Below are 23,157 nucleotides of genomic sequence, written 5' to 3'. Positions count from 1 at the left end.
GTGGGTTAGTAACACCTCTCACGGTGTCGACGGCTGCACCGGGGGAACGAAGTCGAATGTCGTGCCGAGCAGCCACACCAGCAGCAGGACCACCGGCAGGTGGAACATGAACTGCAGGAACGTGAATCCCACCAGATCGCGCGCCCGGAGCCCCAGCACCGCGAGCAGCGGCAGCATGAAGAACGGGTTGATCAGGTTCGGCAGCGCCTCGGCGACGTTGTACACCTGGACCGTCCAGCCCAGGTTCATCTGGACATCGGTGGCCGACTGCATGACGTACGGCGCCTCGACCAGCCACTTTCCGCCGCCGGAAGGCACGAACAGGCCCAGCACGACGGTGTAGAGGGCGATGACGACGGTGAACGCTCCGCCGCTGCCGATATTCGTGAAGAACTCGGCCAGGTGCTCCGAGATGGTGAGGCCGTTTCTGCCCTCGGCCTTGGTGAGGATCGCGGCCATCGCGGCGTACAGCGGAAACTGGACCAGAATCCCGGCCGTGGCCGGGACGGCCAGGGCGACGGCCTGCAGAAATTTGCGCGGCGTCCCGTGCAGCACGAGCCCCAGCATGAGAAAGACCAGCAGGTAGCCGTTGAGGCTGCTCACGACGGTGAGCAGCGGCTTGGTCGCCAACTGGGAGACGAGCCACCCCAACGTCATCAGACCGGCGAGTATCGGCAGGATCCTGCTGTACTCGAGCCATTCTCCCGGTCGCGATCGGGGCGGGACCTCCTTCGGCCGGTCGTCGAGGTCGACCTCCAGGTCCTGGGCGGTGGTGACGGCGGCGCCCCTCGGCGCCGAGAAGTGGGCGATCACCACGGTCAGGGCGATGATGACGGCGCACATCAGCAGCGACTGCCAGGTGAAGATCGTGGTGCCGAAGTCGAGAACGCCGGTGATCTTCAGCAGCGCGGGCGGCAGCGAGGCCGCGGTGGCCTGGAGTTGGGCGGCGGAGGACGACATGCCGAGCGCCCACACCGCGCCCAGGCCCATGAAGGCCGCCGCGCCCAGGGCGCGGTAGTCCACCCGCAGATCGGTGCGGCGTGCGATCGCCCGGGCCAGCAGCCCGCCGAACACCAAGCTGAGGCCCCAGTTCAGGAACGAGACCGACATGGACAGGAAGGCCACGAAACTGACTGCGCTGCGTGCAGTCCCGGGCACCGTCGCCAGTCGGTCGATCAGCCGGGCCACCGGCGGGGACGTCGCGACGACGTACCCGGTCAGCACCACCATCGCCATCTGCAGGGTGAACGCGGTCAGATCCCAGAACCCGTCGCCGAACGCGTCCACCACTTCCTGCGGCGAAGAACCGTTGGCCAGCGCGGCCACCGCGACGACGAAGACACCGACGAGGGCGAAGACGTAGGCGTCCGGAAACCACTTCTCCGTCCACCCGGCCAGCGACTGTGCGACCCGCGCCAGACCCTTCTCGGAACGGACGTCTTCGGTGGCGGAGGTCATGCAGCCGTTCCTCTTCTCTGCGTTCTCTGCGCGATGCGGAGCCTACGAGTAGTCGCGTTCGATCCGCAGCGTCCCGATGGTGGTGGCGAGGGCGTCGTACTGCGTCACCAGAAAACAGAACTCGATCAGCCTGCGATCGTCGAAGTACGCGCCGAGCGCCGACCACGTCGCGTCGTCCAGGTTGTCGGTGGTGACGAGTTGGTCGACGGCGGTGAGGATGGCGCGGCGGCGCGCGTCCCAGCCCTCCGCGTCCGGGCCTTCCAGCACCTGTTCGAGCAGCGCCGGGGTGACGCCGGCCCGGCGTCCGAGGCGCACGTGGTGGTCCATCTCGTAGCCGCACTTCCGCAGGTGCGCCACCCGCAGGATGATCAATTCGGTCTCGTGGCGGGAGATCTTCCCGCCCGGCATCAGCTTGCCGGAGTAGTGCAGCCACGCGCGGAAGAGGCCCCCCGTGTGGCCCACCGTGCTGAACAGATGCGCGTCCGGGACGCCGGCGACGCGGGAGATGACGCGCCACAGCACCCAGTTGACGGGGCCGAGTTCCTTCAGACGTCCCGGTGGAATGCGTGCGGTCACGCCGCCCCCTCTCCTTGTACTCGCCCCCTGGCAGGAACGGTTGCGTGCGTGCGTAGTTCGATCGACCGGGTCACCCCGGTGGCCCGAGATGCGAGGCCCCGAAGTGGGAGGGCCCGGAGTGCGAGCATACGCACAGAATCCGACCCGGGTACCCGGGACGGCGCGGAAATCCGGTTCTTCCGCCCCGCGATTCCCCGTTCGAGCGCGTCGACCGCCACCGTGATCGAGGAGGCCCGGGCGAATGCGCTGCCACGGGGTGCGGGGACCGCGACGCCGTCGAAACCGATCAGGGTGCGATCGGTGTCGATCTCGCCGAGCCGGGCGATGCCGACCCGGGTCCCGAGCGGCTTCAACTCCTCCCGCAGCGCCTCGCCGAGTTCCTCGGCGCCGCCTCTCGTCGCGCTGTGAACGCCACGCAGCGGGTCGAATGCCGTCGACGATGCGACGACCAGCGCGTACCCGTTGCGATGCCCGATGTACGGCCCTGCGGCCCGCAGCGTGTGGTATGTCCCCAGTACATTGACCTCGATGGCGTAGCGCATCACGTCCGGATCACCCGCGACAATGTGCGCCGGGGGTGTCACGCCCGCGTTCGCGACGACGACGTCGAGGCCGCCGAGCCGGTCGGTGAGGTAGTCGAACGAGTCCTCGACGGCACGCCGGTCGCGGATGTCGCACCGGCGCCACGGCGCCCGGCCGCAGGTGGTGGCAGTCTGTTCGAGGAGTTCGGGTTCGAGGCCGAGCAGCCCGACGTGGGCGCCCCGCTCGTGAAGTCGTCTGGCGAGTCCGGCGCCGATTCCCCGGGCCGAGCCGGTGATCAGGACGCGACGTCCGACCAGATTCTCTTCGAGAGTGCGTGGCATGAAGCGAGTTCCCAACCTGTGTTACCGAGCGGTAGCAAGACGCTAGCACCCGCTCGGTGCATTGGTGGGAAAAAGGCCCCACCGAGTTGGACAACTGTCTCAATCACGGATCGCCCAGGCCATCCGCGCGAGGGAAAGCGCCTGTTCCGCGCGTTCGATCACCACCTCCCGCGACTCGCTGATGTGCGCGAGCAGCGTGTCGTACGCGGTGTCGAGCTTGCCGTCGAGTGCGAACTCGGCCACCGCGATGTGTTCGTCGATGGTCGCGCTCATGCGGTCGGGGGTCAGGTAGTCGAACATCCGGACCGGCCGAACCTTCGCGTTCACGCTGACGAGCGCATCGGACAGCGCCCGGTTTCCGGCCGACCGCAGAAGCACCGTGTGGAACTGCTCGTCGAGCGCCACGAATCCGGCATCCGGCTCGGGGTTCTGCTTCCGCAGCGCGTACCACCGCTGGAGTTCCGGTCCCAGAACGTCCGGGTCGTGCGACAGCGACTCGTCGGCACGGACCCGCGCGATTCCCTGGAGCTCGAGCGTGATGCGCAGTTCGTACAGTCCCGCGAGTTCGTCGATGCGGGGGCGGTACGGAAACAACCCGCCCACGTCGCGCTGGACCAGTCCGTCGGCGAGGAGCCGGGCGAGGGCCTCCCGCACCGGTGTCCGCGACACTCCATACGTGTCGGCGAGACGCTCCTCGCCGAGCCGCTGTCCCGGCGGGATCCGGCCGCTCATCAGATCGGTGCGCAGCGACAGATACACGTGGTCGCTGAGGGACCCGGCCGGTTCTCGGCGTGCCATCAGATCGCCATCGCCGCGCGGACGTCGGAGACCGCGGTCCGGACGTCGGAATCGGGGGCGGCGCCGCCGTCGCCGGACGACGTGACCCGCCCGGACTCGAGGACGTAGTAGCGCTCCGCGGATTCGAGCGCGAACCCGATGTGCTGTTCCACCAACAGGACTCCGAGGCCGCCGCGGCGGGTGAGTTCCATGATCGTGCGTTCGATCTCCGCCACGACGGACGGCTGGATTCCCTCCGTCGGTTCGTCGAGGATCAGCATCTTCGGTTCCGTGATCAGCGCCCGCGCGATGGCGAGTTGCTGACGCTGGCCCCCGGAGAGGAGACCGGCGCGCCGGTCGAGCAGGCCGCGCAGCGCCGGGAACAGGTCCAGCGCCTCGCCGACGAGTTCCTTGCCGCGCTTGCGGCCGTCCGCCACCACCTGCAGGTTCTCCGCGGTCGTCAGCTGACCGAACGACTGCTGGCCCTGCGGCACGTACGCGAGGCCGCGCGCCACCCGGGCGCTGGGCCGCAGCGCCGTGACGTCCTCGCCGTCGAACAGCACCCGCCCGGAATTCACCTTGATCAGTCCGACCGCGGCCCGGAGAAGCGTGGTCTTGCCTGCGCCGTTGTGTCCCATCACCGCGGCGACCCCGTCCGACGGCACCGTCAGCGACACCCCGTGGATCACCTCGGTGCGGCCGTACCCGGCCCGGACGTCGTCAAGCTCGAGCATCGCTGTCCTCCTTCGAAACGTCGGGCTGCAACTCGGGGGCGGCGCCCGCCGCGGCAGTCCCGAGGTACACCTCCTGCACACGTGGATCGGCCTGCACCTGCTCGACCGTTCCCTCGCTCAGCACCTTCCCGGCGTGCAACACGGTCACCGAGGTCGCGAACGCGCGCATGAAGTCCATGTCGTGCTCGACCACGACGACGGTTCGTTCACCACCGATGCGGCGCAGCAGGTTTCCCGTCTCCTCGCGTTCCTCGTGGCTCATTCCCGCCACCGGTTCGTCGAGCAGCAGGACGGAGCAGTTCTGCACGAGGAGCATGCCGATCTCGAGCCACTGCTTCTGCCCGTGCGCGAGGATTCCAGCCGGAGTGCCGCGGAGCTTGCCGAGACCGGTGACGTCGAGCGCCTCCTCGATCGCGGGAAGCACCGTCTTACGGCGGCGCAGCAGGGTGAGCGCGGAGCGGCCTGCGCCGGCGGCGATGTCGAGGTTCTGGAGCACCGACAGTTCCTCGAACACGCTCGCCGTCTGGAACGTGCGGCCCACCCCGAGCCGGGCGATGCGGTGCACCTTCCTGCCGATCAACTCGACGCCGGATTTCGTGACCGACCCCGTCGCCGGGACGAGCCCGGTGATGGCGTCGACCAGCGTGGTCTTGCCCGCGCCGTTGGGGCCGATCAGGAACCGCAGATCGCCCTGCATCAGGGTGAGGTCGACGCCGTCGACCGCTTTGAAGCCGTCGAAGCTGACCCGCAGGTCCCGGACCTCGAGGTACTCGCTGGACATTCCGGCGTTGCCGCCGAGCATCGGCTCCCTGGACGTGGTGGGAATCGTCATCGCGCCATCTCCATTCGCTCCGCCGCCTCGGTCTCGTCCTCCGGCCCGGGCGGTGGCTGCTGCTCGGATGCGGCCTTCCGCTTCCGCTTCAGCAGCGCGAACAGTCCCGCGACACCGGCCGGGAAGAATCCGACGACCACGATGAACAGCAGACCCTGCGCATAGATCCAGCCGGACGGGAACGACTCCGAGAAGGCGCTCTGCGCCCACGCCACGCCGATGGCGCCGAGGACGGGGCCGAGAAGCGTGGAGCGTCCGCCGATGGCCACCCCGATCAGGAACGCGATCGACGGGACGATCCCGACGTCGGCGGGGGAGATGATGCCGACGATCGGCACGAACAGCGCACCGGCGAGGCCGGCGAAGAACGCTGCCGTCACGTAGGCGACGAGTTTGATGTTCGCCGGGTCGTACCCGAGAAAGCGCACCCGCTCCTCCTGGTCCCGGACGGCGACGAGCAGTTCACCGTAGCGGCTGTTCATCAACTGCCGGGTGACGGCGACGACGGCCAGCAGCACGCCTGCAGCGATGAAGAACAGCATCTGCTTGTTGGCCGGATCGTTCAGGTTGAAACCGAAGAACGTGCGGAACCGGTTGAGGCCGTTGCTTCCTCCGGTGCTCTGCTGACCCACTAGCAGGATGGCGAACGCGGCGGCGAGCGCCTGACTGAGGATCGCGAAATAGGCGCCCTTGACGCGGCGCTTGAACACGCCGAGACCGAGAACGAACGCCACCGCCGCGGGAATCAGGAGGATTCCCAGGATCGTCACGATCGGCGACGTGAACGGCACCCAGTAGCCCGGCAGTTCCCGGATGCCCGCGATCTGCATGAAGTCGGGCACGGTGTCGCCGCGGAGTTCGGCGTCGGCGATCTTCAGATGCATCGCCATCATGTAGGCGCCCAGTCCGAAGAACACACCCTGGCCGAGGGTGAGCATGCCGCCGCGGCCCCAGGCGAGGCCGATCCCGACCGCGACGATCGCGAAGCACAGGAACTTGCCGAGCAGACTCAGCCGGAAATCGCTGAGGACGGCGGGGGCGACAACGAACAGAAGCAACGCGGCCAGAGCGAATCCCGCCCACGCGCGGTAGCGGCCACTCGTCAGGATGCTCATACGAGACTCCTCGTCTTGACGGCGAACAGGCCCTGCGGCCGAACCTGGAGGAACACCACGATGACCACGAACACGATGACCTTGGCGATCGACGCCGTGGTCGAGTACTCGACGAAGGAATTGAGGATGCCGAGCGCGAAGGCGGCGATCACCGCGCCCTTCATCTGGCCCAGGCCGCCGACCACGACCACCAGGAACGCGTCGATGAGGTAACTCTGGCCGATCGTCGGGCTCGTCGAGCCGATCAGGGTCAGCGCCACACCGGCGACACCCGCCAGCCCGGAACCGATGAAGAACGTCGTCACATCGGTTCGGCGACTGGAGATCCCGCTCGTCTCCGCGAGGTCGCGGTTCTGCACGACGGCGCGGATGCGGCGTCCCATCGACGACTTCTGCATCGCCAGCGACAGCGCGACGACCGCCACGACGGCGAGCACGAGGATGAACAGCCGCGTCTTCGGGACCACCGCACCCAGGATTTCCACCCCGCCGGACAGCCAGTCCGGTGCGGCGACGTTGACGGCGGGCGCCCCGAAGACGTCGCGGGCCAGTTGCTGCAGGATCAGTCCCACACCGAACGTCACCAGCAGCGTGTCCAGCGGCCGGTGGTACATCCGCTTCACGAGCGTCACCTCGAGGAGGACGCCCATCGCGCCGCCGACCACGAAACCGACGAGCAGAGAGACGAACAGAGAACCGGTCGCGCTCGACACCACCTGCTGCACCACGTATGCCGTGTACGAGCCGGCCATGATGAATTCGCCGTGGGCCATGTTGATGACGCCCATCTGGCCGAACGTCAACGACAGCCCCAGCGCCGCGAGCAACAGGATCGATCCGATACTCAACCCGGTGAACAGCTGTCCGATCACTACATCCATCGATGTATGTCCTCTCTCTTCCCTCGTGCTCGTCGGACCGTGTGCTAGCTACCCAGCGCCTCGGCCCACGGGTAGGACTTCAGATACGGGTCCGGCTGAATCGGGGTGCCCGAATCCCAGACCGTGTAGATCAGGCCGTCGCCCCGGATCTCACCGATCCGCGCGGTCTTGGTGATGTGGTGGTTGGACCCGTCGATGGTGACCGGACCCTCCGGCGCGGCGAACGTGACGCCGTCCGCGTTGTCCTGGATGTCCTTGGTGGCGAACGAGTTCGCCTTCTCGACGGTGTTCTTCCACAGGTACACCGACGTGTACGCGGCTTCCATCGGGTCGGACGTCGGCTTGTTCGCGCCGTACCGGGCCTTGTACGCGTCGACGAACTTCTTGTTCTCCGGCGTGTCGATGGTCTGGTAGTAATTCCATGCGGTCAGCTGACCCTCGATGTTCTGGACGCCGATGCCGCCGACCTCCTCCTCGGCGATCGACACCGACACGACGGGCATGTCGGCAGGCTTCAGGCCGACGTTCGCGTACTCGCGGAAGAAGGCGACGTTGGAATCGCCGTTCAGGGTATTGAACACAGCGTCCGCGTCGGCGGAGCGGACCTTGTTGACGATGGTCGAGAAGTCGGTGGAGCCGAGCGGCGTGTAGTCCTCACCCTTGATCTCGATGCCGTTGGCCGCCGCGTACGCCTTGATGATGCGGTTCGCCGTCTGCGGGAACACGTAGTCGCTGCCCACCAGGTACAGCGACTTGACGCCCTTCTCCTTCAGGTAGTCGAGAGCGGGCACGATCTGCTGGTTGGTGGTGGCACCGGTGTAGAAGATGTTCTTCGAATCCTCGAGCCCCTCGTACTGCACGGGGTAGTACAGCAGCGAGTTGTTGTCCTCGAACACCGGCAGCATCGCCTTGCGGCTCGACGACGTCCAGCCGCCGAACACGGCTGCGACGCAGTCGCTGCTGATGAGCTTCTCGGCCTTCTCCGCGAACACGGTGGGCTCCGAGGCGCCGTCCTCGGCCACGATCTGGATCTTCTTGCCGAGCACGCCGCCCGAGTTGTTGATCTCGTCGACCGCGAGTGCGATCGAGTCCCGGACGGTCACCTCGCTGATGGCCATGGTGCCGGACAACGAGTTCAGGGACCCGACCTTGATCGTGTCCCCGGACGTGTCCACACAGGACGCCGCGGTGGACTCGCCGGCCGTGTCGGACGCCTTGCTGCCGCAACCGGTCAGCACGAGCCCGATGGCGGCGAGCGCGGTCGGTGCAGCGAGGGCGCGCTTGGAGAAGGTGCGCATGTACGGGCCTTTCCGTCGGAGGACTTGGTGGACCTCCGCAACCCGGGACATGTATCCGCCCCACGTATACAGAGGTGTATTCGTGGGGCGAACATTAAGCGGCCGTTGTTGCGCCTGAATGTCTGTCGGTGACGTGTTCGTGACGCGAATTACGGTTGCGTGAACAACCGCTCACAGTGCCTCGGTATGGCCGGGAACCGGTGTGCGCTAACGGATCAGGTACGGGGAGACCGAACTCTGGTGCTCGCTGATGTCGAGTTGCTTGCCGAGTGGCGGGAACGCGCGTTGCGGGCAGTTGACGCGCTCGCACACCCGGCAGCCGGCGCCGATGGGGGTGCCAGGGTTGGAATCGTCGAGGTCCAGACCGTCGCCGTACACGAGACGGTGCGCGTGCCGGATCTCGCAGCCCAGCCCGATCGCGAAGATCTTGGCGGGCTGTCCGTAACGCTGGGCGCGGCGTTCGACGGTGCGGGCGATCCACAGGTACCGGCGGCCGTCCGGCATCTGCGCGATCTGGTTCATGATCTTGCCGGGGTACGCGAACGTCTCGTACACGTTCCACAGCGGGCACGTGCCGCCGCTGGTGGAGAAATGGAAACCGGTGGCGGACTGCCGCTTCGACATGTTGCCCGCCCGGTCGACGCGCACGAACATGAACGGGACACCGCGCAGCTTCGGACGCTGCAGCGTGGAGAGGCGGTGGCAGATCGTCTCGTAGCTCACCGAGTAGAACGCCGACAGGCGCTCGATGTCGTACCGGAAGTCCTCGGCCACGTCGTGGAACTGGCCGTAGGGGAGGACCGTCGCCGCGGCGAAGTAGTTGGCCAGCCCGAGCCGGGCCAGCGCGACCGACTCGTCGCTGGTGAAGCCGCCCTCCGCCACCAGCTTGTCCAGCAGGTCGCCGTATTCGAGGAACGCCAGTTCGGTCGCGAACTTGAACACCTGCTGCCCACCCGACAGATGCGGCGAGATCTCCAGCAGCCGCGACTCGGGGTCGTACCGGTGCAGGACGTTCTCGCCGAGGTCGATGCGCTTGACGATCTGCACGTCGTGCACGGTCTGCAACCGGCGGGCGATCTCACCGCCGACGTCGCCGCGGTGGAACCGCATCCGCGCCGTCAGTTCCTCCGCTGCCGTGTCGAGTTCGTGCAGGTAGTTCTGCCGCTGATAGAAGTAGTCGCGGACCTCCTCGTGCGGCATCGTGATCGAGCCGCTGCCGCTGCCGTCGCTGTAGCGGTCCTCCGTCGCGAGAGCCAGCTGGGCGGTGGTGTTGCGGAAGCGGCGGTGCATGTTGACCATCGCCTTCGCCAGGCCCGGATGCGACGCGACCATCTCCGCGATCTCCTGGGCGTCCGCGTCGATCCCCATCTCCTGGTCCAGCGCGACCTCGCGCATCTCCGCGATCAGGCGCGTGTCGTCCTGGGAGGAGAAGAACGTGGTGTCGACGCCGAAGACCTCGCTGATCCGCAGCAGCACCGGGACCGTCAGCGGCCGGACGTCGTGCTCGATCTGATTGAGGTAGCTGGCCGAGATCTCCAGCGTCTTCGCCAGCTTCGCCTGGCTGAGACCACGCTCGGTTCGGAGCTGACGCAACCGGGTACCGACGAAGGTCTTGGACATACGGCAATGGTACCGGTGCAGGTCAGGTGTGCGAACGGAACCTTCGCAAGATTCACTCGCCCGGGTCGGGCGGCCGCCGCCGGGGTGAATGTACCGCTCGGCGCACTGGAGGCGCCGAAAGGTACATTCGCCCGGCGATCAGCCCCTGTTCTCCGAGCGCGGGGCGCCGATGCCCGGGTCGATCCGGAACGGACCCGACGTGGACGGTGCGACGGGGAAGTCGAACATCGCCGTCGGCAGATACACGGTCGAGCAGGAGTTCGGGATGTCCACGACCCCCGACAGCCTGCCCTCGATAGGTGCGGCGCCGAGCAGGAGATACGCCTGTTCGGGGCTGTACCCGAACTTGGTGAGGTAGTCGATCGCGTGGAGACACGCGCGCTGATAGGACAGGTGCGAGTCGAGGTACTTCTGTTCCCCGTCCAGGGTGACGGACGTCCCGGAGAACGCGAGCCACTCCGAGTACTGCGGATCCGTGTTGCCGGGCATGAAGATCGCGTTCTCGGACACTCCGTACGTGTCCATCCCGCCGGGGATGATGTCGACGCGCAGGTCGATGAAGCCGCCCATCTCGATGGCGCCGCAGAACGTGATCTCGCCGTCGCCCTGGGAGAAGTGCAGATCGCCGACGGACAGGTTCGCGCCGTCGACGAACACCGGGTAGAAGACGCGGCTGCCCTTGGTGAGGTTCTTGATGTCCTGGTTGCCGCCGTTCTCCCGCGGGGGAGCGGTTCGGGCGGCCTCGCCGGCGACGCGGTCGAAGTCGGCGCCCGGCAGGGACCCGAGGACGGCGTCCCGCGGTTCGGGCGGCAGGGCGAGTGGAGGAACCCGGCCCGGGTCGGTGGCGATGAGTGCCCCCTCCCGCGCGTTCCACTTCGACAGCAGGGCGGCCGACGGCGCGGTGCCCATCAGCCCGGGATGCACGATGCCGGTGAACGAGACGTGCGGGACGTGGCGCGACGTGGCGGTCTGACCGGAGAAGTCCCACACGGCCTTGTAGGCGTCGGGGAACTGCTCGGTGAGGAATCCGCCGCCGTTGTGGCGGGAGAAGATGCCCGTGTACCCCCAGCCCTGGCCGGCCAGCGGGCCGGAATCCTCCTGGGGGATGGGCCCGACGTCGAGGATGTCGACGATCAGCAGGTCGCCGGGCTTCGCGCCCTCCACGGCGAAAGGTCCGGACAGGGTGTGCACGGTGGTGAGCGGTGCGTTGAGGATGTCGTCGGCGGAGTCGTCGTTGTGGATGGCGCCGTCGAACCATTCGCGGCAATGCACGCGGAAGGAGTCGCCCGGTTTCACCGTGACCGCGGCCGGGATGTCGGGGTGCCAGCGGTTGTGGCCGACGATCGCCTGGTCGGTGAACTTCTTCGAGGAATCGAGCGGAAACAGCAGTTCGGGCATGTGCGCTCCTTCTGTGGCCGGTCAGGGACGAGGAAGTCGGCGGTGCAGCGGGTTGTTCGTGACGGCTGAACGCCCGGTCGCGGCCCGCGGTGGTGGCCCGGCGACGACGGCCGGTTCGTGAGCCGACCTCTTCGTTGCATCGAGGAGTTTCATCACCGGCGACGATCCGTGTCCGAGGCGCGGGGAGGACACGAGCCGGGCGGCGTCGCCTTCGCAACCTGGGCAGGGGACCGATCGGGGCACGTCGGCAATGGGGAACGACCGCTCGAACGGGCCGCAATCGGCGGCGCATCGGAATTCGTACAGCGGCATCGTGGTGCCCTTCGCCCGGAGGAGACCATTCGAGGTCACGGTAGCCGACCGGATCGGTGATTGCAGTCACATCGGGCTGTCGGAGGCGCCTCCGCGGACGGGGAACGGCACGGTCGGGCGGGGGCAGTTATCTGTGTACGACGGGTTGCGTGCATGTGGTTCACCACCTGCGAGTTTTTGCTACTGGCGAGTATTTTTCCTCCCCGATCGGGCAGGTTTGGCGCTGAACTTTCTTAACAGTCTTTGCAAAGTGGTGTGAAAAGCTAGCCAAGATTGGCATTAGCAACAGGTAGACGGCACTTTTTGCTTATGTCATTCTCGGTGAGTACATACGAAGGGCCTGGCAAGGATGTGAAGCAGTACATCCGTACCGGACCAGAAGTCGAAGAGAGTGGAGTCTTGATGTCGACCACCGGCACCCCGAAGACCGCAGCTGAAATCCAGCAGGATTGGGACACCAACCCGCGCTGGAAGGGAGTAACCCGCAACTACACGGCGGAGCAGGTCACCAAGCTCCAGGGCACCGTTGTCGAAGAGGCGACCCTCGCACGTCGTGGATCCGAGATCCTCTGGGATCTCGTGAACAACGAGGACTACATCAACTCGCTGGGCGCGCTGACCGGTAACCAGGCCGTGCAGCAGGTCCGTGCAGGCCTCAAGGCCATCTACCTGTCCGGCTGGCAGGTCGCCGGTGACGCGAACCTGTCCGGACACACCTACCCCGACCAGAGCCTCTACCCGGCCAACTCGGTCCCGCAGGTCGTGCGCCGCATCAACAATGCGCTGCTGCGCGCCGACGAGATCGCCAAGGTCGAGGGCGACACGTCCGTCGACAACTGGCTCGCCCCGATCGTCGCCGACGGTGAAGCCGGCTTCGGTGGCGCGCTCAACGTCTACGAGCTGCAGAAGGCCATGATCGCTGCCGGTGTCGCCGGTTCGCACTGGGAAGACCAGCTCGCGTCGGAGAAGAAGTGCGGCCACCTCGGTGGCAAGGTGCTCATCCCCACGCAGCAGCACATCCGCACCCTGACCTCGGCTCGCCTCGCGGCCGACGTCGCGGACGTCCCCACCGTCGTCATCGCGCGCACCGATGCCGAGGCTGCGACCCTCATCACCTCCGACGTGGACGAGCGTGACCGCCCGTTCCTCGACGGCACCCGCACCGCCGAGGGCTTCTACGGCATCAAGAACGGCATCGAGCCCTGCATCGCGCGTGCCAAGGCCTACGCCCCGTACTCCGACCTCATCTGGATGGAGACCGGCGTGCCGGACCTCGAGGTCGCCAAGAAGTTCGCCGAGGCCGTCCGCAGCGAGTTCCCCGACCAGCTGCTCGCCTACAACTGCTCGCCCTCCTTCAACTGGAAGGCTCACCTGGACGACGCGACCATCGCGAAGTTCCAGAAGGAGCTCGGCGCGATGGGCTTCAAGTTCCAGTTCATCACCCTGGCCGGCTTCCACTCGCTCAACTACGGCATGTTCGACCTGGCGCACGGCTACGCCCGCGAGGGCATGACCGCCTTCGTCGACCTGCAGGAGCGCGAGTTCAAGGCCGCCGAGGAGCGTGGCTTCACCGCCATCAAGCACCAGCGTGAGGTCGGCGCCGGCTACTTCGACAGCATCGCCACCACGGTCGACCCCAACACGTCGACGGCTGCGCTGAAGGGCTCCACCGAAGAGGGTCAGTTCCACTGAGCCTTGTTCTCCGAGGCTTCGGCCGATCATGGTTTCACCTGATCAACCCGAACCCGGGGAGGGGCCTGTGACAGGGCCCCTCCCCGGGTGACGACTCCACTAGACGAAAAGGAGCTGACGTGACCAGCGAAAAGATTCAGCGCGTCGGCGTGATCGGCGCCGGAATCATGGGTGCCGGAATCGCAGAGGTGTGCGCTCGCGCGCACGTCGACGTTCTGGTGTTCGAGCAGACCCGTGAGCTTGCGGCGGCGGGGCGTTCGCGCATCCTGCGTTCGCTCGATCGCGGTGTGAGCAGCGGCAAGATCACCGAGCGGGAACGTGAGCAGGCCGCCTGGCGGCTGCGGTTCACCTCCGATCTCGGTGATTTCGCGGATCGGCAGCTCGTCGTGGAGGCCGTCGTCGAGGACGAGAAGGTGAAGAGTGAGATCTTCGCCGAACTGGATCAGGTCGTGACAGATCCGAACGCCGTGCTGGCGTCGAACACGTCGTCGATCCCGATCATGAAGCTGGGCATCGCCACGACGGCCCCGGAACGGGTCATCGGGATGCACTTCTTCAACCCCGTTCCCGTGCTTCCCCTCGTCGAGCTGGTGACCACGCTCAAGACGAGCAAGTCGGTGGCCGAGCGGGCCGAGGCCTTCGCGAGCGACGTGCTGGGCAAGCAGGTCGTCCGGTCCGCGGACCGTTCCGGATTCGTCGTCAACGCCCTCCTGGTGCCGTACCTGCTGTCCGCGATCCGGATGGTGGAGTCCGGGTTCGCCACCAAGGAAGACATCGACAAGGCAACGGTTCTCGGCCTCGCGCACCCGATGGGTCCGCTGGCGCTGACCGACCTGGTGGGCCTGGACACGGTGAAGTCCATCGCCGACTCCATGTACGAAGAGTTCAAGGAGCCCCTGTACTCGGCTCCGCCGCTGCTGCTCCGCATGGTCGAGGCCGGGTTGGTCGGCAAGAAGTCCGGCGCGGGCTTCTACGAGTACGGCGACAACGGCCGTGCGAGCAAGAAGGCCAGCTAGCAGGTAGGTAGGTAGGTAGGCGACTACGCCTGTGCGCCTTTCACGACCTCCGGCGGTTGTGAGAGGCGCACAGGTGCATCGAGCCCAGAGGCATTCTCAGCCACCGGACTGAGCCCAGAAAGGTCGACCGCATGTCCAGCACCACAGCATACGGATCCAGCATCCTGGGGTATCCCCGTATCGGACCTCGCCGCGAACTCAAGCGTGCCCTCGAGTCCTACTGGCACGGCGCGGGAACGAAGGAAGAACTCGTCGCCGTCGCCCGGGATCTCCAGGAGGAGACGTGGAGTGAGCTCGCCGCGACCGGTCTGACCCAGGTCCCGGGCAACACGTTCTCCTACTACGACCACGTACTCGACAACGCGCTGCTGTTCGGTGCGGTCCCCGAGCGGTTCGCGTCGCTCGAGAAGCAGCTCGATCCGCTGGACTTCTACTTCACGCTGGCACGGGGCAGGCCGGACTTCCCGCCGCTCGAGCTGGTGCGGTTCTTCGGCACCAACTACCACTACCGCCAGCCCGAATTGGACGAGAACACCGAGTTCTCGCTGCGGTCCGAGACCCTGCTGGACGAGTTCGAGCGGGCGAAGGCACGCGGGATCGAACTGCGTCCCGTCGTGCTGGGGCCCGTGTCGCTGCTCCTGCTGTCGAAGGTCGGTCCGACGTCGAAGCGGCACGGGTTCTCGACCCTCGATCTGCTGGACAAGCTGCTGCCGGAATACGAGCTGCTGTTCGAGCAGTTGGCGAAGGCCGGCGCCACGTGTGTCCAGCTGGACGAGCCGTCGTTCACCGAGGACCGCACGCCGGATGAGCTGGCGGCGCTGGCCCGGGTGTACGAGAAGTTGTCGCACGCGCCGCTGCGCCCCCGCATCCTCGTCACCGGCCCGTACGGGCATTTGGGGGAGGCCCTCGCCATCCTCGCCTCCACGAAGGTCGAGGCTCTCGGTCTCGACCTCGTCAGTCATCGGCTCAGTGCGGACGAGCTGGCGAAGATCCCGGGGATGAAGCGCAAGCGCATCTACGCAGGTGTGGTCGACGGCCGGAACGTGTGGCGCGTCGACCGGTACAACACGCTGACGTACCTGAACACGCTGAAGGACGTCGTGCCGGATCTCGTGGTCTCGACGTCGACGTCGCTGCTGCACGTGCCATACGACGTGTTGTCCGAGTACGACATTCCGGGTGATGTCGCGGACCGGCTCGCGTTCGCGAAGCAGAAGGTCGGCGAGGTGGTCTCGCTGGCCAAGGCGCTGACCGAGGGCCCGTCCGACAAGTGGCGCAAGCGTCCCACGTCGGTGCACTTCAAGCTCAAGCATGCGGTGCGCGCACGAGTCAACGCGATCAAGCCGGACGACCGCATCCGGGCTCCATACGAGGAGCGGCGGGTCGCGCAGCAGGAGCGGCTGAACCTGCCGCTGGTTCCGGCGACGACGCTGGGTTCGTTCCCGCAGACGAACGAGATCCGGAAGGCCCGGTACGAGCTGGGGCAGGGGCGCCTGGAGTGGGACGAGTACTACACGCGGATCCAGGCGGAGATCGAAAGCACGATCCGGTTGCAGGAGGACATCGGTCTCGACGTCCTCGTGCACGGTGAGCACGAGCGCAACGACATGGTGCAGTACTTCGCGGAGCTTCTCGAGGGGTATGCCTTCACCCACAACGGCTGGGTGCAGGCTTACGGTTCGCGGTGTACACGTCCCCCGATCCTCTACGGGGACGTGTCGCGGCCGAAGCCGATGACCGTCGAATGGATCGCGTACGCGCAGTCGCTGACGGACAAGCCGGTGAAGGGCATGCTGACGGGTCCGGTGACGATGATCGCGCGGTCGTTCGTCCGCCAGGATCAGCCGCTGTACGAGACGGCCGACCAGTTGGCGCTGGTGATCCGTGACGAGATCGCCGACCTGGAGGCGGCGGGTATCGCGATCATCCAGGTCGACGAGCCTGCCATCCGGGAACTGCTGCCGTTGCGCGAGAACGGCCGCGAGGCGTATCTCGAGTGGGCGGTCGACGCGTTCCGTCTCGCCACGGGTGCGGCGAAACCGGAGACTCAGATCCACACGCACCTCACGTACACGAGCCGGGCGTCGGTGGTCGACGCCATCGAACGGCTCGATGCGGACGTGACGGCGATCGTGGCGACGCGTTCGATCACGTGGGTGCTCGATGCCATCAAGGAGCGGGCGCTGACCCACGGGGTCGGTCCGGGTGTGTACGAGAGCCGGTCGGCCCGGATTCCGGACATCGACGAGTTGGACGAACTGCTCACGGAGGCGAGCGAGTCGGTCTCACTCGAACGGTTGTGGGCCAACCCTGACGGTGGCCTGAAGACCCGCCACTACTGGCAGCTCGAGCCTTCGCTGCGCAACCTGGTGGCGGCCGCGAGGCGTCTGCGCAGGCGGTCCGAGAAGGAAGAATCCGAGGACTGATTCCTCAGGCGTGTTCGGGGTCACCGCGGAAGCGGTGGCCCCGAACGTGCGTTCGGTCGCGCAAACATGTAGGCATGTAAGCATGGTTACCGCAGCCGCATATGCAGTCACGTCCGCCGACAGCCGATTCGAGAAGACCACCGTGCAGCGCCGTGAGCTCGGACCGCTCGACGTTCTGATCGAGATCAAGTTCGCCGGCATCTGCCACTCCGACATTCATACCGCCCGCAACGAATGGGGCAGCACCCACTACCCGGTCGTGCCCGGTCACGAGATCGCGGGCGTGGTGAGCGCGGTCGGCTCCGACGTCACGAAGCATCGGGTCGGCGACCGCGTCGGTGTCGGCTGCTTCGTCGACTCCTGCGGCGAATGCGACGCCTGCCGTGCCGACGAGGAGCAGTACTGCTTCAACCGGGTGACCGGGACGTACAACGCCACGGGGCGCGACGGCGAGCGGACGCAGGGCGGCTACTCGACGCACATCGTGGTGACGGAACACTTCGTCCTGTCCATCCCGGACGGCCTCGAACTGGACGTCGCGGCGCCGCTGCTCTGCGCGGGCATCACGTTGTACTCACCGCTCGCCCACTGGGGCGCCGGCCCGGGCAAGAAGGTCGCGGTCATCGGGATGGGCGGTCTCGGACACGTCGGCGTGAAGATCGCGCATGCGATGGGCGCCGAGGTTACCGTGCTCAGCCAGTCGCTCGGCAAGAAGGACGACGGCCTGAAATTCGGCGCCGACCACTACTACGCCACCTCGGATCCGGGCACGTTCACGCAGTTGCGCGGACAGTTCGACCTCATCGTCAACACCGTGTCGGTGAATCTCGACATCGACGCGTACATGTCGCTGCTCGCGATCAACGGCACCCTTGTCGAACTGGGGTTGCCGGAGAAGCCGATCGAGGTGCGCGCGTTCAGCCTCGCGGCGAACCGTCGCAGCCTGGCCGGGTCGATGGTGGGCGGCATCGCTCAGACGCAGGAGATGCTGAACTTCTGCGCCGAACACGGAATCGGCGCCGAGATCGAGGTGATCTCGGCGGAGCAGATCGACGGCGCCTACGACCGCGTGGTCGGCAGCGACGTGCGGTACCGATTCGTGATCGACACGGCAACGATCTGACCTACGCGTCACCGAGTTGATCTCGCAGCGACGCCAGGGTCTTCGCGAGCAGGCGGGACACGTGCATCTGCGAGATGCCGACGCGGTCGGCGATCTGGGTCTGGGTCATGTTGCCGAAGAACCGCAGCATGAGGACGGTCCGCTCCCGTTCGGGCAGTGACTGGAGCAGGGGGCGCAGAGTCTCGTGGTTCTCGACGTCGTCCATCGCGGCGTCGTAGTCGCCGAGCGTCTCCACCATGGACAGCTCGCCTGTCCGGTCCGAGGAGGTGTTGTCGACGGAGACGGTCTGATAGGCGTTGCCTGCGAGGAGTCCCTGCGCCACCTCCTCCTGTTCGAGGTCCAGATGCTCGGCGAGTTCGCTGACCGTGGGGGCGTGGCCGAGGCTCTGCGACAGTTCGGCGACGGCCTGGCTGAGAGCGAGGTGCAGTTCCTTCATCCGGCGGGGTACCCGGACGGCCCACCCGGTGTCGCGGAAATGCCGCCGGACCTCGCCCATGATGGTGGGGACGGCGAACGACACGAAGTCCGATCCCCGCTCGACGTCGAACCTGTCCACGGAGTTGACCAGGCCGAGGCGCGCGACCTGCACCAGATCGTCGTGCGCCTCGCCGCGGCCGTCGAATCGGCGTGCGATGTGCTCGGCGAGTGGCAGGCAGCGGGTCACGACGGCGTCGCGCAGTCTGCTGCGGCGGGGGTCGTCCTCGTCGAGGGCTGCCATCTGTTGAAACAGTGCTGTGACGTCCTGATACTCGTCCGGCCAACGGGCCGTGTGCCCCCCACTGTGAGTATGGGACGTCACAGACCCAGGCCGTTCTTCACCTTGGTGAATTCCATGGTGGTGACGAAACCCGCGGTGGAGGGGTCGGGCTCCTGTTTCAGGTCGAGCGAATCGGTGAGGGCGTTGAGGACGTGCCAGGCGAACGAACGCTCGCCGAGGGAGTCGACCGAGCTGGTGGTGCTCGAAACGTCGACTCGCAAGGTGCCGTCGAGAAATTGAAGCCGGCACACCAGAAGTGCATCCGGTGTCGCGCGGACGATCAGCTGGGTACAGATCTCGTCCATGGCCAGTTTGATGTCGGCGATGGAGTCGAGGTCGAAGTCTTCGTGAATGGCAACGGTGGCTGCCAGGGCGCGCAGTACGGAGAGCTGATCGGGCGTTGCCCGCACGCGCAGTTCGACGACGGGATGTGTGTGATCCTGGTCGGGTTCGATTGTCTTGGCGATGGCCATGAGACCTCCGGGTAGGGCGTACCGTGCTGTCGGCGAGCGGTGGGTCGGCTCGCGCTGCTGAGAAGTCAGGGTAGCGATCCGGCGACACCGCAGGTGGAATACCGCAGAACAGGACCGATCAAACCAGTCCGATCAGTACGTTTGCGCGGGTAGTGTTGGCGGCACGATCAGCGTTCCTGAGGCCCTCGGCAGGGTCATGGCGGTCACGGGAGACGAGTGAGTGGGATGCCTGACGAGATTCACCTGCACACGTTGACAAGTGACGTCGACGCCGACGCGGTCACCGTCTCGCTCGACTCCGTGCTCGAATTGCTCGAGCCCGAGGACGAGTTCGAGATCGTGCTGAACACGGTGTGCCGTCGGATCGTGTCGACGTTCCCGGGTGCGGCGATGGCCGGGGTCACCGTTCTCCGGGCGACCGGTCCGGTGACGGCGGCGGCGACCTCGGACGACGTCGCGGCACTCGAGGAGTTGCAGTACCGCTTCGGTGAGGGCCCCGCGCTCGACGCCATGCGCTCCCGCGAACCAGTGCGTGCCGACCGTGCCGCCGCGTACGACAGGTGGCCGGCGTACGCCGCGAGTTCCGAACCGGTAGGCGTCCACAGCTATCTGTCCGTGCCGCTGCTCGGCCCGGAGCAGCCGGCCGCACTGAATCTGTACGGACTGCTGCCGCACGCCTTCCACCGGATGGACGAATCGGTGCTCGAGTTGTACGTCGAGGCCGCATCGGTCGCGGTGCGCAACGCGCGGCGATACGGCGAGGCGAGAAATCTGATCGAGCAACTGCGTATCGCACTTCGTTCCCGTTCCGTCATCGATCAGGCGAAGGGAATCGTGATGGCGTTGCGGGGTCTCGACGCCGAGACCGCATTCGACGTCCTCGTGACTCGTTCGCAGCGCGAGAACGTCAAACTTCGGGTGGTCGCAGAACGTGTCGTGGCGGCTGTTTCTGCCCGCACAACCGTGCATAACGGTTTGTAATCGCTCACCAGGGCAAATGAGGGCCCCAGTATCTGTTATTTCCTTGTGACACATCACAGGCGGGAGTAGTCTCGAACCGAGGTTGAACACACAGCCGATGTCGGGAAGCGCTGCCGTAGCAGACAGTGTCATGTGTCCGAGGTCGGGTCTGTCTGCAAGTGCTCCGCTTCCCCTCTCAATGTTCGAGATGGGGTGAGCCATGTCTGTTGGTCAAGGGGTCCCAGAACCTGAAATGGCGTGTTCGGGCACGGAGTTCGGTACCACGTACAAGCCGAGAGTAACGCTCGCGGCCGTCGGTTCCGCTCCGACACGCTGTGCGAGCGCGGAATTCACTTCCGAGCGACTCGGTTCCGGGGTGATGTTGGTAGGGGTGCGAGGCGAGATCGACCTGTTCAGTGCACCGGGGTTCCGTGATTACGTGTGCACGCGGATCTCGCCCGAGGGGCAGTTCATCCTCGACATGTCGAAGGTGGACTTCATCGGAACCGCGGGTCTGTCGGTGCTCGACACCGTTCACGAGACGAACGTCCGGGACGGGCGGACGTGGGCGATGATCTGTGGCCGGCCGGTCTACCGGCTGCTCAGGGCGGCGGGCCAGGAGTCGAGCTTCCCCTGCTTCGCGTCCGTGGACAGCGCCCTCGGGGCCTGGCACGGCCGTACGGCATAAAGCCGCCGAACCGGCCGAACCGGCGCCCGAGTTCAGTGGGCGCCGGTTCGACTCGTGCGCGGAGGGGCCGACACGCAGCGGCCGTAGGCACGAAGGGTGTCGGTGGCGACCCGGTCCCACGAGTAGCGGGCGCGGGCGCGATCGCAGCCCGCCATGCCGTATCCCGTGCGCAGGGCGTCATCGTCGAAGATCTGCCGCAGGGCCTCGGCCAGGCGGACCGGGTTGCGCGGGGAGATCAGGCGTCCGGTGATGCCGTCGACCACCGTGTCGCGCATGCCGCCCACGGCGGACGCCACCACCGGGGTGCCGCAGGCCATCGCCTCGAGCGGCACCATGCCGAACGGCTCGTACCACGGGGTGCACACGACGGCGTCCGCCGAGCGCAGCAGCGCGGGCATGGCGTTTCGCGGGACCCGCCCGACGATCCGTACCCGGTTGCGCACCTTCGTCTCACGGGCCAGCGTCAGCAGTCTGGACGCTTCGGGGTCGTCGGCGACGTCGTCGGCAGCGGGTCCGCCCGCGATGACGAGTTCGGTGTCGGGGAAGTGGGTGAGCGCTTCGATGGCGGTGTCGAAGCCCTTGCTCGGCGCCAGCCTGCCGACCATGACGAGGCGGTGGCGTTTGCCCTTCTCGTCGGCGCGGCCGTCGGGCGTGAACTCCTTGACGTCGACGCCCGACGGAACGACGGACGTGCGTGAGCGGGGCAGTCCGAGGTGGGACAGTTCGAAGACCTCGTCCGTGCACGTTGCCACCACTCGGGTGGCGCCGCGGGCGATCAACTGCTCCAGATGAATTCGGTTGTGCGTGCTCGACGTGTCCGCGTGCTCGAACCGCTGCTCGACCACTCCGAGGGCGTGGAACGTCTGGACCACCGGAATGCCGAGTGTGCGGGCCGCAAGTTGCGTCGCGATCCCGGACATCCAGTAGTGGGCGTGGACGATGTCGGGCCGCTCGGCCTCCCATTCGGACTTCAGGAAGCTGCCGAATGCCCCCATCAGCGGCAGGATCTCGGCCTCCGGCATCGGCCGTGCGGGGCCGACCCGGACGTGCACGACGGTGTACCCGCTCGCGGTCGTGACGCGCTCCGGGGCGTCTTCGCTCTCCGCCCGCGTGTAGACCGTGACGTCGTGGCCCTCTCTCGTGAGGGCCGCCGACAATTCGGCGAGATGAATGCTCTGCCCTCCGACTTCGGCGCCGTCCGACACGTCGAGGGGACTGGCGTTGGCGGAGACCATCGAAATCCGTAATCGTCTCGAGGTGCCGACTGCGGCCGTTCTCATCGGCTGCCCGCCGCACACGGGAGGTCTGGGTTCGCGATGAATGGCCGTCATGCCACGGGGATTCCCGAAGTTCGGGTTTGTAAACCGACCGACTCGCATTCTGTCACGCGACGGGTGACACAGCCGGCCGGTGTTGCGTTCTAATACCAGCGACGCCTGCCGCCGACCGCGCGCCCGGTCGCGCCGAGAATCCACAGGACCACGCCTATCACCACGAGGATGATGCCGATGGTCCAGAGCCAGTTGATGCCGGCCAGCCATCCGATCAGGAGCAAGATCAGTCCGAGCACGATCATGACGTTCCTCGATTCTTCATCCCACCGAGGTGAGGGGCGAGTCCGATCGCGGACCCTCCCGCACCTCGTCGACTCCTGCGCCCATTGCGTAGGTCAGATGCCCGCCGAGCGCGCCGCCGATGCCGATCGCGAGGAGTCCCGCGGTGCTGGTGGCGACAGCGCGTCCGTCCGTCCCGTGCCTTCGGCGAAGGTAGGACGCGAGCATGGCCACGACTCCGATGGCGTTGGCCTCGGCGTGGATCAGTCCGACGCGGCGCTGAACAGTGTCGCGGTCGGCCCAGTCCGCCCAGCCGGTCATCAGCGTCGGGGGAGTGGCGAGTAGTCCCAGGCCGATCAGCCTGCGTGCGCCGACGTGATCGCGAAATGCCAGATCGAAGACGCTCGCGCCGACCCACGCGCCGATGGGGAGGCTGACGAGAACGGGATGCACGGGGTGCCCGAGCCAGGACCCGCGCAACAACGGGCCCGCGTCGGAGGAACCGAGTGCCCCCTGGATCCGCTGCTGCAGAAACCGGCTGCCGCCGTCGAGGAACCGGGCGGCCTCCGCTTTCCGGAACACGCTCTCGAGGTTCATGCCTTCCG

23 protein-coding genes are annotated in these 23,157 nt (G+C 66.7%); 6 read left to right on the top strand and 17 right to left on the bottom strand.

The window, feature by feature from the left end:
* Window positions 1-18 precede the first annotated feature (18 nt).
* From I1A62_RS17655 to I1A62_RS17600, 12 genes are all read right to left on the bottom strand, one after another.
* The gene (locus tag I1A62_RS17655; protein ID WP_124396056.1) at window positions 19-1,458 is read right to left on the bottom strand and encodes a short-chain fatty acid transporter; all 1,440 of its coding nucleotides are present in this window, start codon (window positions 1,456-1,458) and stop codon (window positions 19-21) included.
* Window positions 1,459-1,500: 42 nt separating this feature from the next.
* Window positions 1,501-2,034: a carboxymuconolactone decarboxylase family protein gene (locus I1A62_RS17650; protein WP_219459286.1), complete on the bottom strand. Its 534-nt coding sequence runs from the start codon at window positions 2,032-2,034 to the stop codon at window positions 1,501-1,503.
* Entirely contained in the window at window positions 2,031-2,897 is an 867-nt protein-coding gene (locus I1A62_RS17645; protein ID WP_219459285.1) for an SDR family NAD(P)-dependent oxidoreductase, read from the bottom strand. The genes I1A62_RS17650 and I1A62_RS17645 overlap by 4 nt, the downstream gene beginning before the upstream one ends.
* Window positions 2,898-2,996: 99 nt before the next feature.
* Window positions 2,997-3,695 carry a GntR family transcriptional regulator gene (locus tag I1A62_RS17640; protein WP_219459284.1) on the bottom strand — a complete coding sequence of 233 codons (699 nt, stop codon included), beginning with the start codon at window positions 3,693-3,695 and terminating at the stop codon, window positions 2,997-2,999.
* Window positions 3,695-4,408, bottom strand: coding sequence for an urea ABC transporter ATP-binding subunit UrtE (urtE, locus tag I1A62_RS17635; RefSeq protein WP_124396060.1), 714 nt, complete (start codon window positions 4,406-4,408; stop codon window positions 3,695-3,697). The genes I1A62_RS17640 and urtE overlap by 1 nt, the downstream gene beginning before the upstream one ends.
* Window positions 4,395-5,240: an urea ABC transporter ATP-binding protein UrtD gene (gene urtD / locus I1A62_RS17630; RefSeq protein ID WP_124396061.1), complete on the bottom strand. Its 846-nt coding sequence runs from the start codon at window positions 5,238-5,240 to the stop codon at window positions 4,395-4,397. The genes urtE and urtD overlap by 14 nt, the downstream gene beginning before the upstream one ends.
* On the bottom strand, window positions 5,237-6,355 hold the full coding sequence (urtC, locus tag I1A62_RS17625) for an urea ABC transporter permease subunit UrtC (RefSeq protein WP_124396062.1): 1,119 nt from the start codon (window positions 6,353-6,355) through the stop codon (window positions 5,237-5,239). Before urtC ends, urtD begins: the two co-directional genes overlap by 4 nt.
* The gene (urtB, locus tag I1A62_RS17620) at window positions 6,352-7,236 is read right to left on the bottom strand and encodes an urea ABC transporter permease subunit UrtB (RefSeq protein ID WP_087559292.1); all 885 of its coding nucleotides are present in this window, start codon (window positions 7,234-7,236) and stop codon (window positions 6,352-6,354) included. Before urtB ends, urtC begins: the two co-directional genes overlap by 4 nt.
* Before the next feature lie 44 nt (window positions 7,237-7,280).
* The gene (gene urtA, locus I1A62_RS17615) at window positions 7,281-8,534 is read right to left on the bottom strand and encodes an urea ABC transporter substrate-binding protein (RefSeq protein ID WP_124396063.1); all 1,254 of its coding nucleotides are present in this window, start codon (window positions 8,532-8,534) and stop codon (window positions 7,281-7,283) included.
* A gap of 207 nt (window positions 8,535-8,741) precedes the next feature.
* Window positions 8,742-10,154: an acetate metabolism transcriptional regulator RamB gene (gene ramB / locus I1A62_RS17610; protein ID WP_124396064.1), complete on the bottom strand. Its 1,413-nt coding sequence runs from the start codon at window positions 10,152-10,154 to the stop codon at window positions 8,742-8,744.
* Window positions 10,155-10,292: 138 nt separating this feature from the next.
* Window positions 10,293-11,552, bottom strand: coding sequence for a formamidase (gene fmdA / locus I1A62_RS17605; RefSeq protein WP_219459283.1), 1,260 nt, complete (start codon window positions 11,550-11,552; stop codon window positions 10,293-10,295).
* Window positions 11,553-11,573: 21 nt separating this feature from the next.
* A complete protein-coding gene (locus tag I1A62_RS17600; RefSeq protein WP_308340767.1) occupies window positions 11,574-11,903 on the bottom strand; it encodes a zinc ribbon domain-containing protein in 330 nt (109 codons plus the stop codon).
* Between the two features lie 363 nt (window positions 11,904-12,266).
* On the opposite strand from I1A62_RS17600, the gene aceA reads away from it, so the two are divergent.
* The 4 genes from aceA to I1A62_RS17580 all read left to right on the top strand — a co-directional run bounded on the left by aceA (window position 12,267) and on the right by I1A62_RS17580 (window position 18,121).
* Window positions 12,267-13,556: an isocitrate lyase gene (gene aceA / locus I1A62_RS17595; RefSeq protein WP_072939629.1), complete on the top strand. Its 1,290-nt coding sequence runs from the start codon at window positions 12,267-12,269 to the stop codon at window positions 13,554-13,556.
* Between the two features lie 119 nt (window positions 13,557-13,675).
* Complete coding sequence (locus tag I1A62_RS17590) at window positions 13,676-14,572, top strand: 3-hydroxybutyryl-CoA dehydrogenase (protein WP_087559288.1); 897 nt, start codon at window positions 13,676-13,678, stop codon at window positions 14,570-14,572.
* A 131-nt stretch (window positions 14,573-14,703) separates the two neighbouring features.
* On the top strand, window positions 14,704-16,998 hold the full coding sequence (gene metE / locus I1A62_RS17585; protein WP_219459282.1) for a 5-methyltetrahydropteroyltriglutamate--homocysteine S-methyltransferase: 2,295 nt from the start codon (window positions 14,704-14,706) through the stop codon (window positions 16,996-16,998).
* An 82-nt stretch (window positions 16,999-17,080) separates the two neighbouring features.
* Window positions 17,081-18,121: an NAD(P)-dependent alcohol dehydrogenase gene (locus I1A62_RS17580; protein WP_218273403.1), complete on the top strand. Its 1,041-nt coding sequence runs from the start codon at window positions 17,081-17,083 to the stop codon at window positions 18,119-18,121.
* A gap of 1 nt (window position 18,122) precedes the next feature.
* Here the strand turns inward: I1A62_RS17580 and I1A62_RS17575 are convergent, their stop codons facing one another.
* Window positions 18,123-18,920, bottom strand: a complete 798-nt coding sequence (locus tag I1A62_RS17575) for an RNA polymerase sigma factor SigF (RefSeq protein ID WP_124396068.1) — start codon at window positions 18,918-18,920, stop codon at window positions 18,123-18,125.
* A complete protein-coding gene (locus I1A62_RS17570; RefSeq protein WP_124396069.1) occupies window positions 18,917-19,351 on the bottom strand; it encodes an ATP-binding protein in 435 nt (144 codons plus the stop codon). Before I1A62_RS17570 ends, I1A62_RS17575 begins: the two co-directional genes overlap by 4 nt.
* 225 nt (window positions 19,352-19,576) lie before the next feature.
* Between I1A62_RS17570 and I1A62_RS17565 the strand changes: the two genes are divergently transcribed.
* Together I1A62_RS17565 and I1A62_RS17560 are read left to right on the top strand one after the other, a co-directional pair.
* Entirely contained in the window at window positions 19,577-20,332 is a 756-nt protein-coding gene (locus I1A62_RS17565) for a GAF and ANTAR domain-containing protein (RefSeq protein ID WP_219459281.1), read from the top strand.
* Window positions 20,333-20,690: 358 nt separating this feature from the next.
* Complete coding sequence (locus I1A62_RS17560) at window positions 20,691-20,999, top strand: STAS domain-containing protein (RefSeq protein WP_225858508.1); 309 nt, start codon at window positions 20,691-20,693, stop codon at window positions 20,997-20,999.
* Window positions 21,000-21,031: 32 nt separating this feature from the next.
* On the opposite strand, the gene I1A62_RS17555 is transcribed toward I1A62_RS17560, so the two are convergent.
* The 3 genes from I1A62_RS17555 to I1A62_RS17545 all read right to left on the bottom strand — a co-directional run bounded on the left by I1A62_RS17555 (window position 21,032) and on the right by I1A62_RS17545 (window position 23,149).
* Complete coding sequence (locus tag I1A62_RS17555) at window positions 21,032-22,234, bottom strand: glycosyltransferase (RefSeq protein WP_124396071.1); 1,203 nt, start codon at window positions 22,232-22,234, stop codon at window positions 21,032-21,034.
* Window positions 22,235-22,419: 185 nt separating this feature from the next.
* Window positions 22,420-22,575 (bottom strand): DUF6131 family protein, encoded by a 156-nt coding sequence (locus I1A62_RS17550; protein WP_087559280.1) that lies wholly within the window; start codon window positions 22,573-22,575, stop codon window positions 22,420-22,422.
* 16 nt (window positions 22,576-22,591) lie between these two features.
* A complete protein-coding gene (locus I1A62_RS17545) occupies window positions 22,592-23,149 on the bottom strand; it encodes a DUF2231 domain-containing protein (RefSeq protein WP_124396072.1) in 558 nt (185 codons plus the stop codon).
* Window positions 23,150-23,157 lie beyond the last annotated feature (8 nt).

The organism is Rhodococcus sp. USK10, assembly GCF_019378875.1.
Taxonomy (GTDB): domain Bacteria; phylum Actinomycetota; class Actinomycetes; order Mycobacteriales; family Mycobacteriaceae; genus Rhodococcus_F; species Rhodococcus_F pseudokoreensis.
The sequence above is the reverse complement of the archived record's forward strand: the minus strand, read 5'-3'. Positions and strand labels throughout refer to the sequence as shown.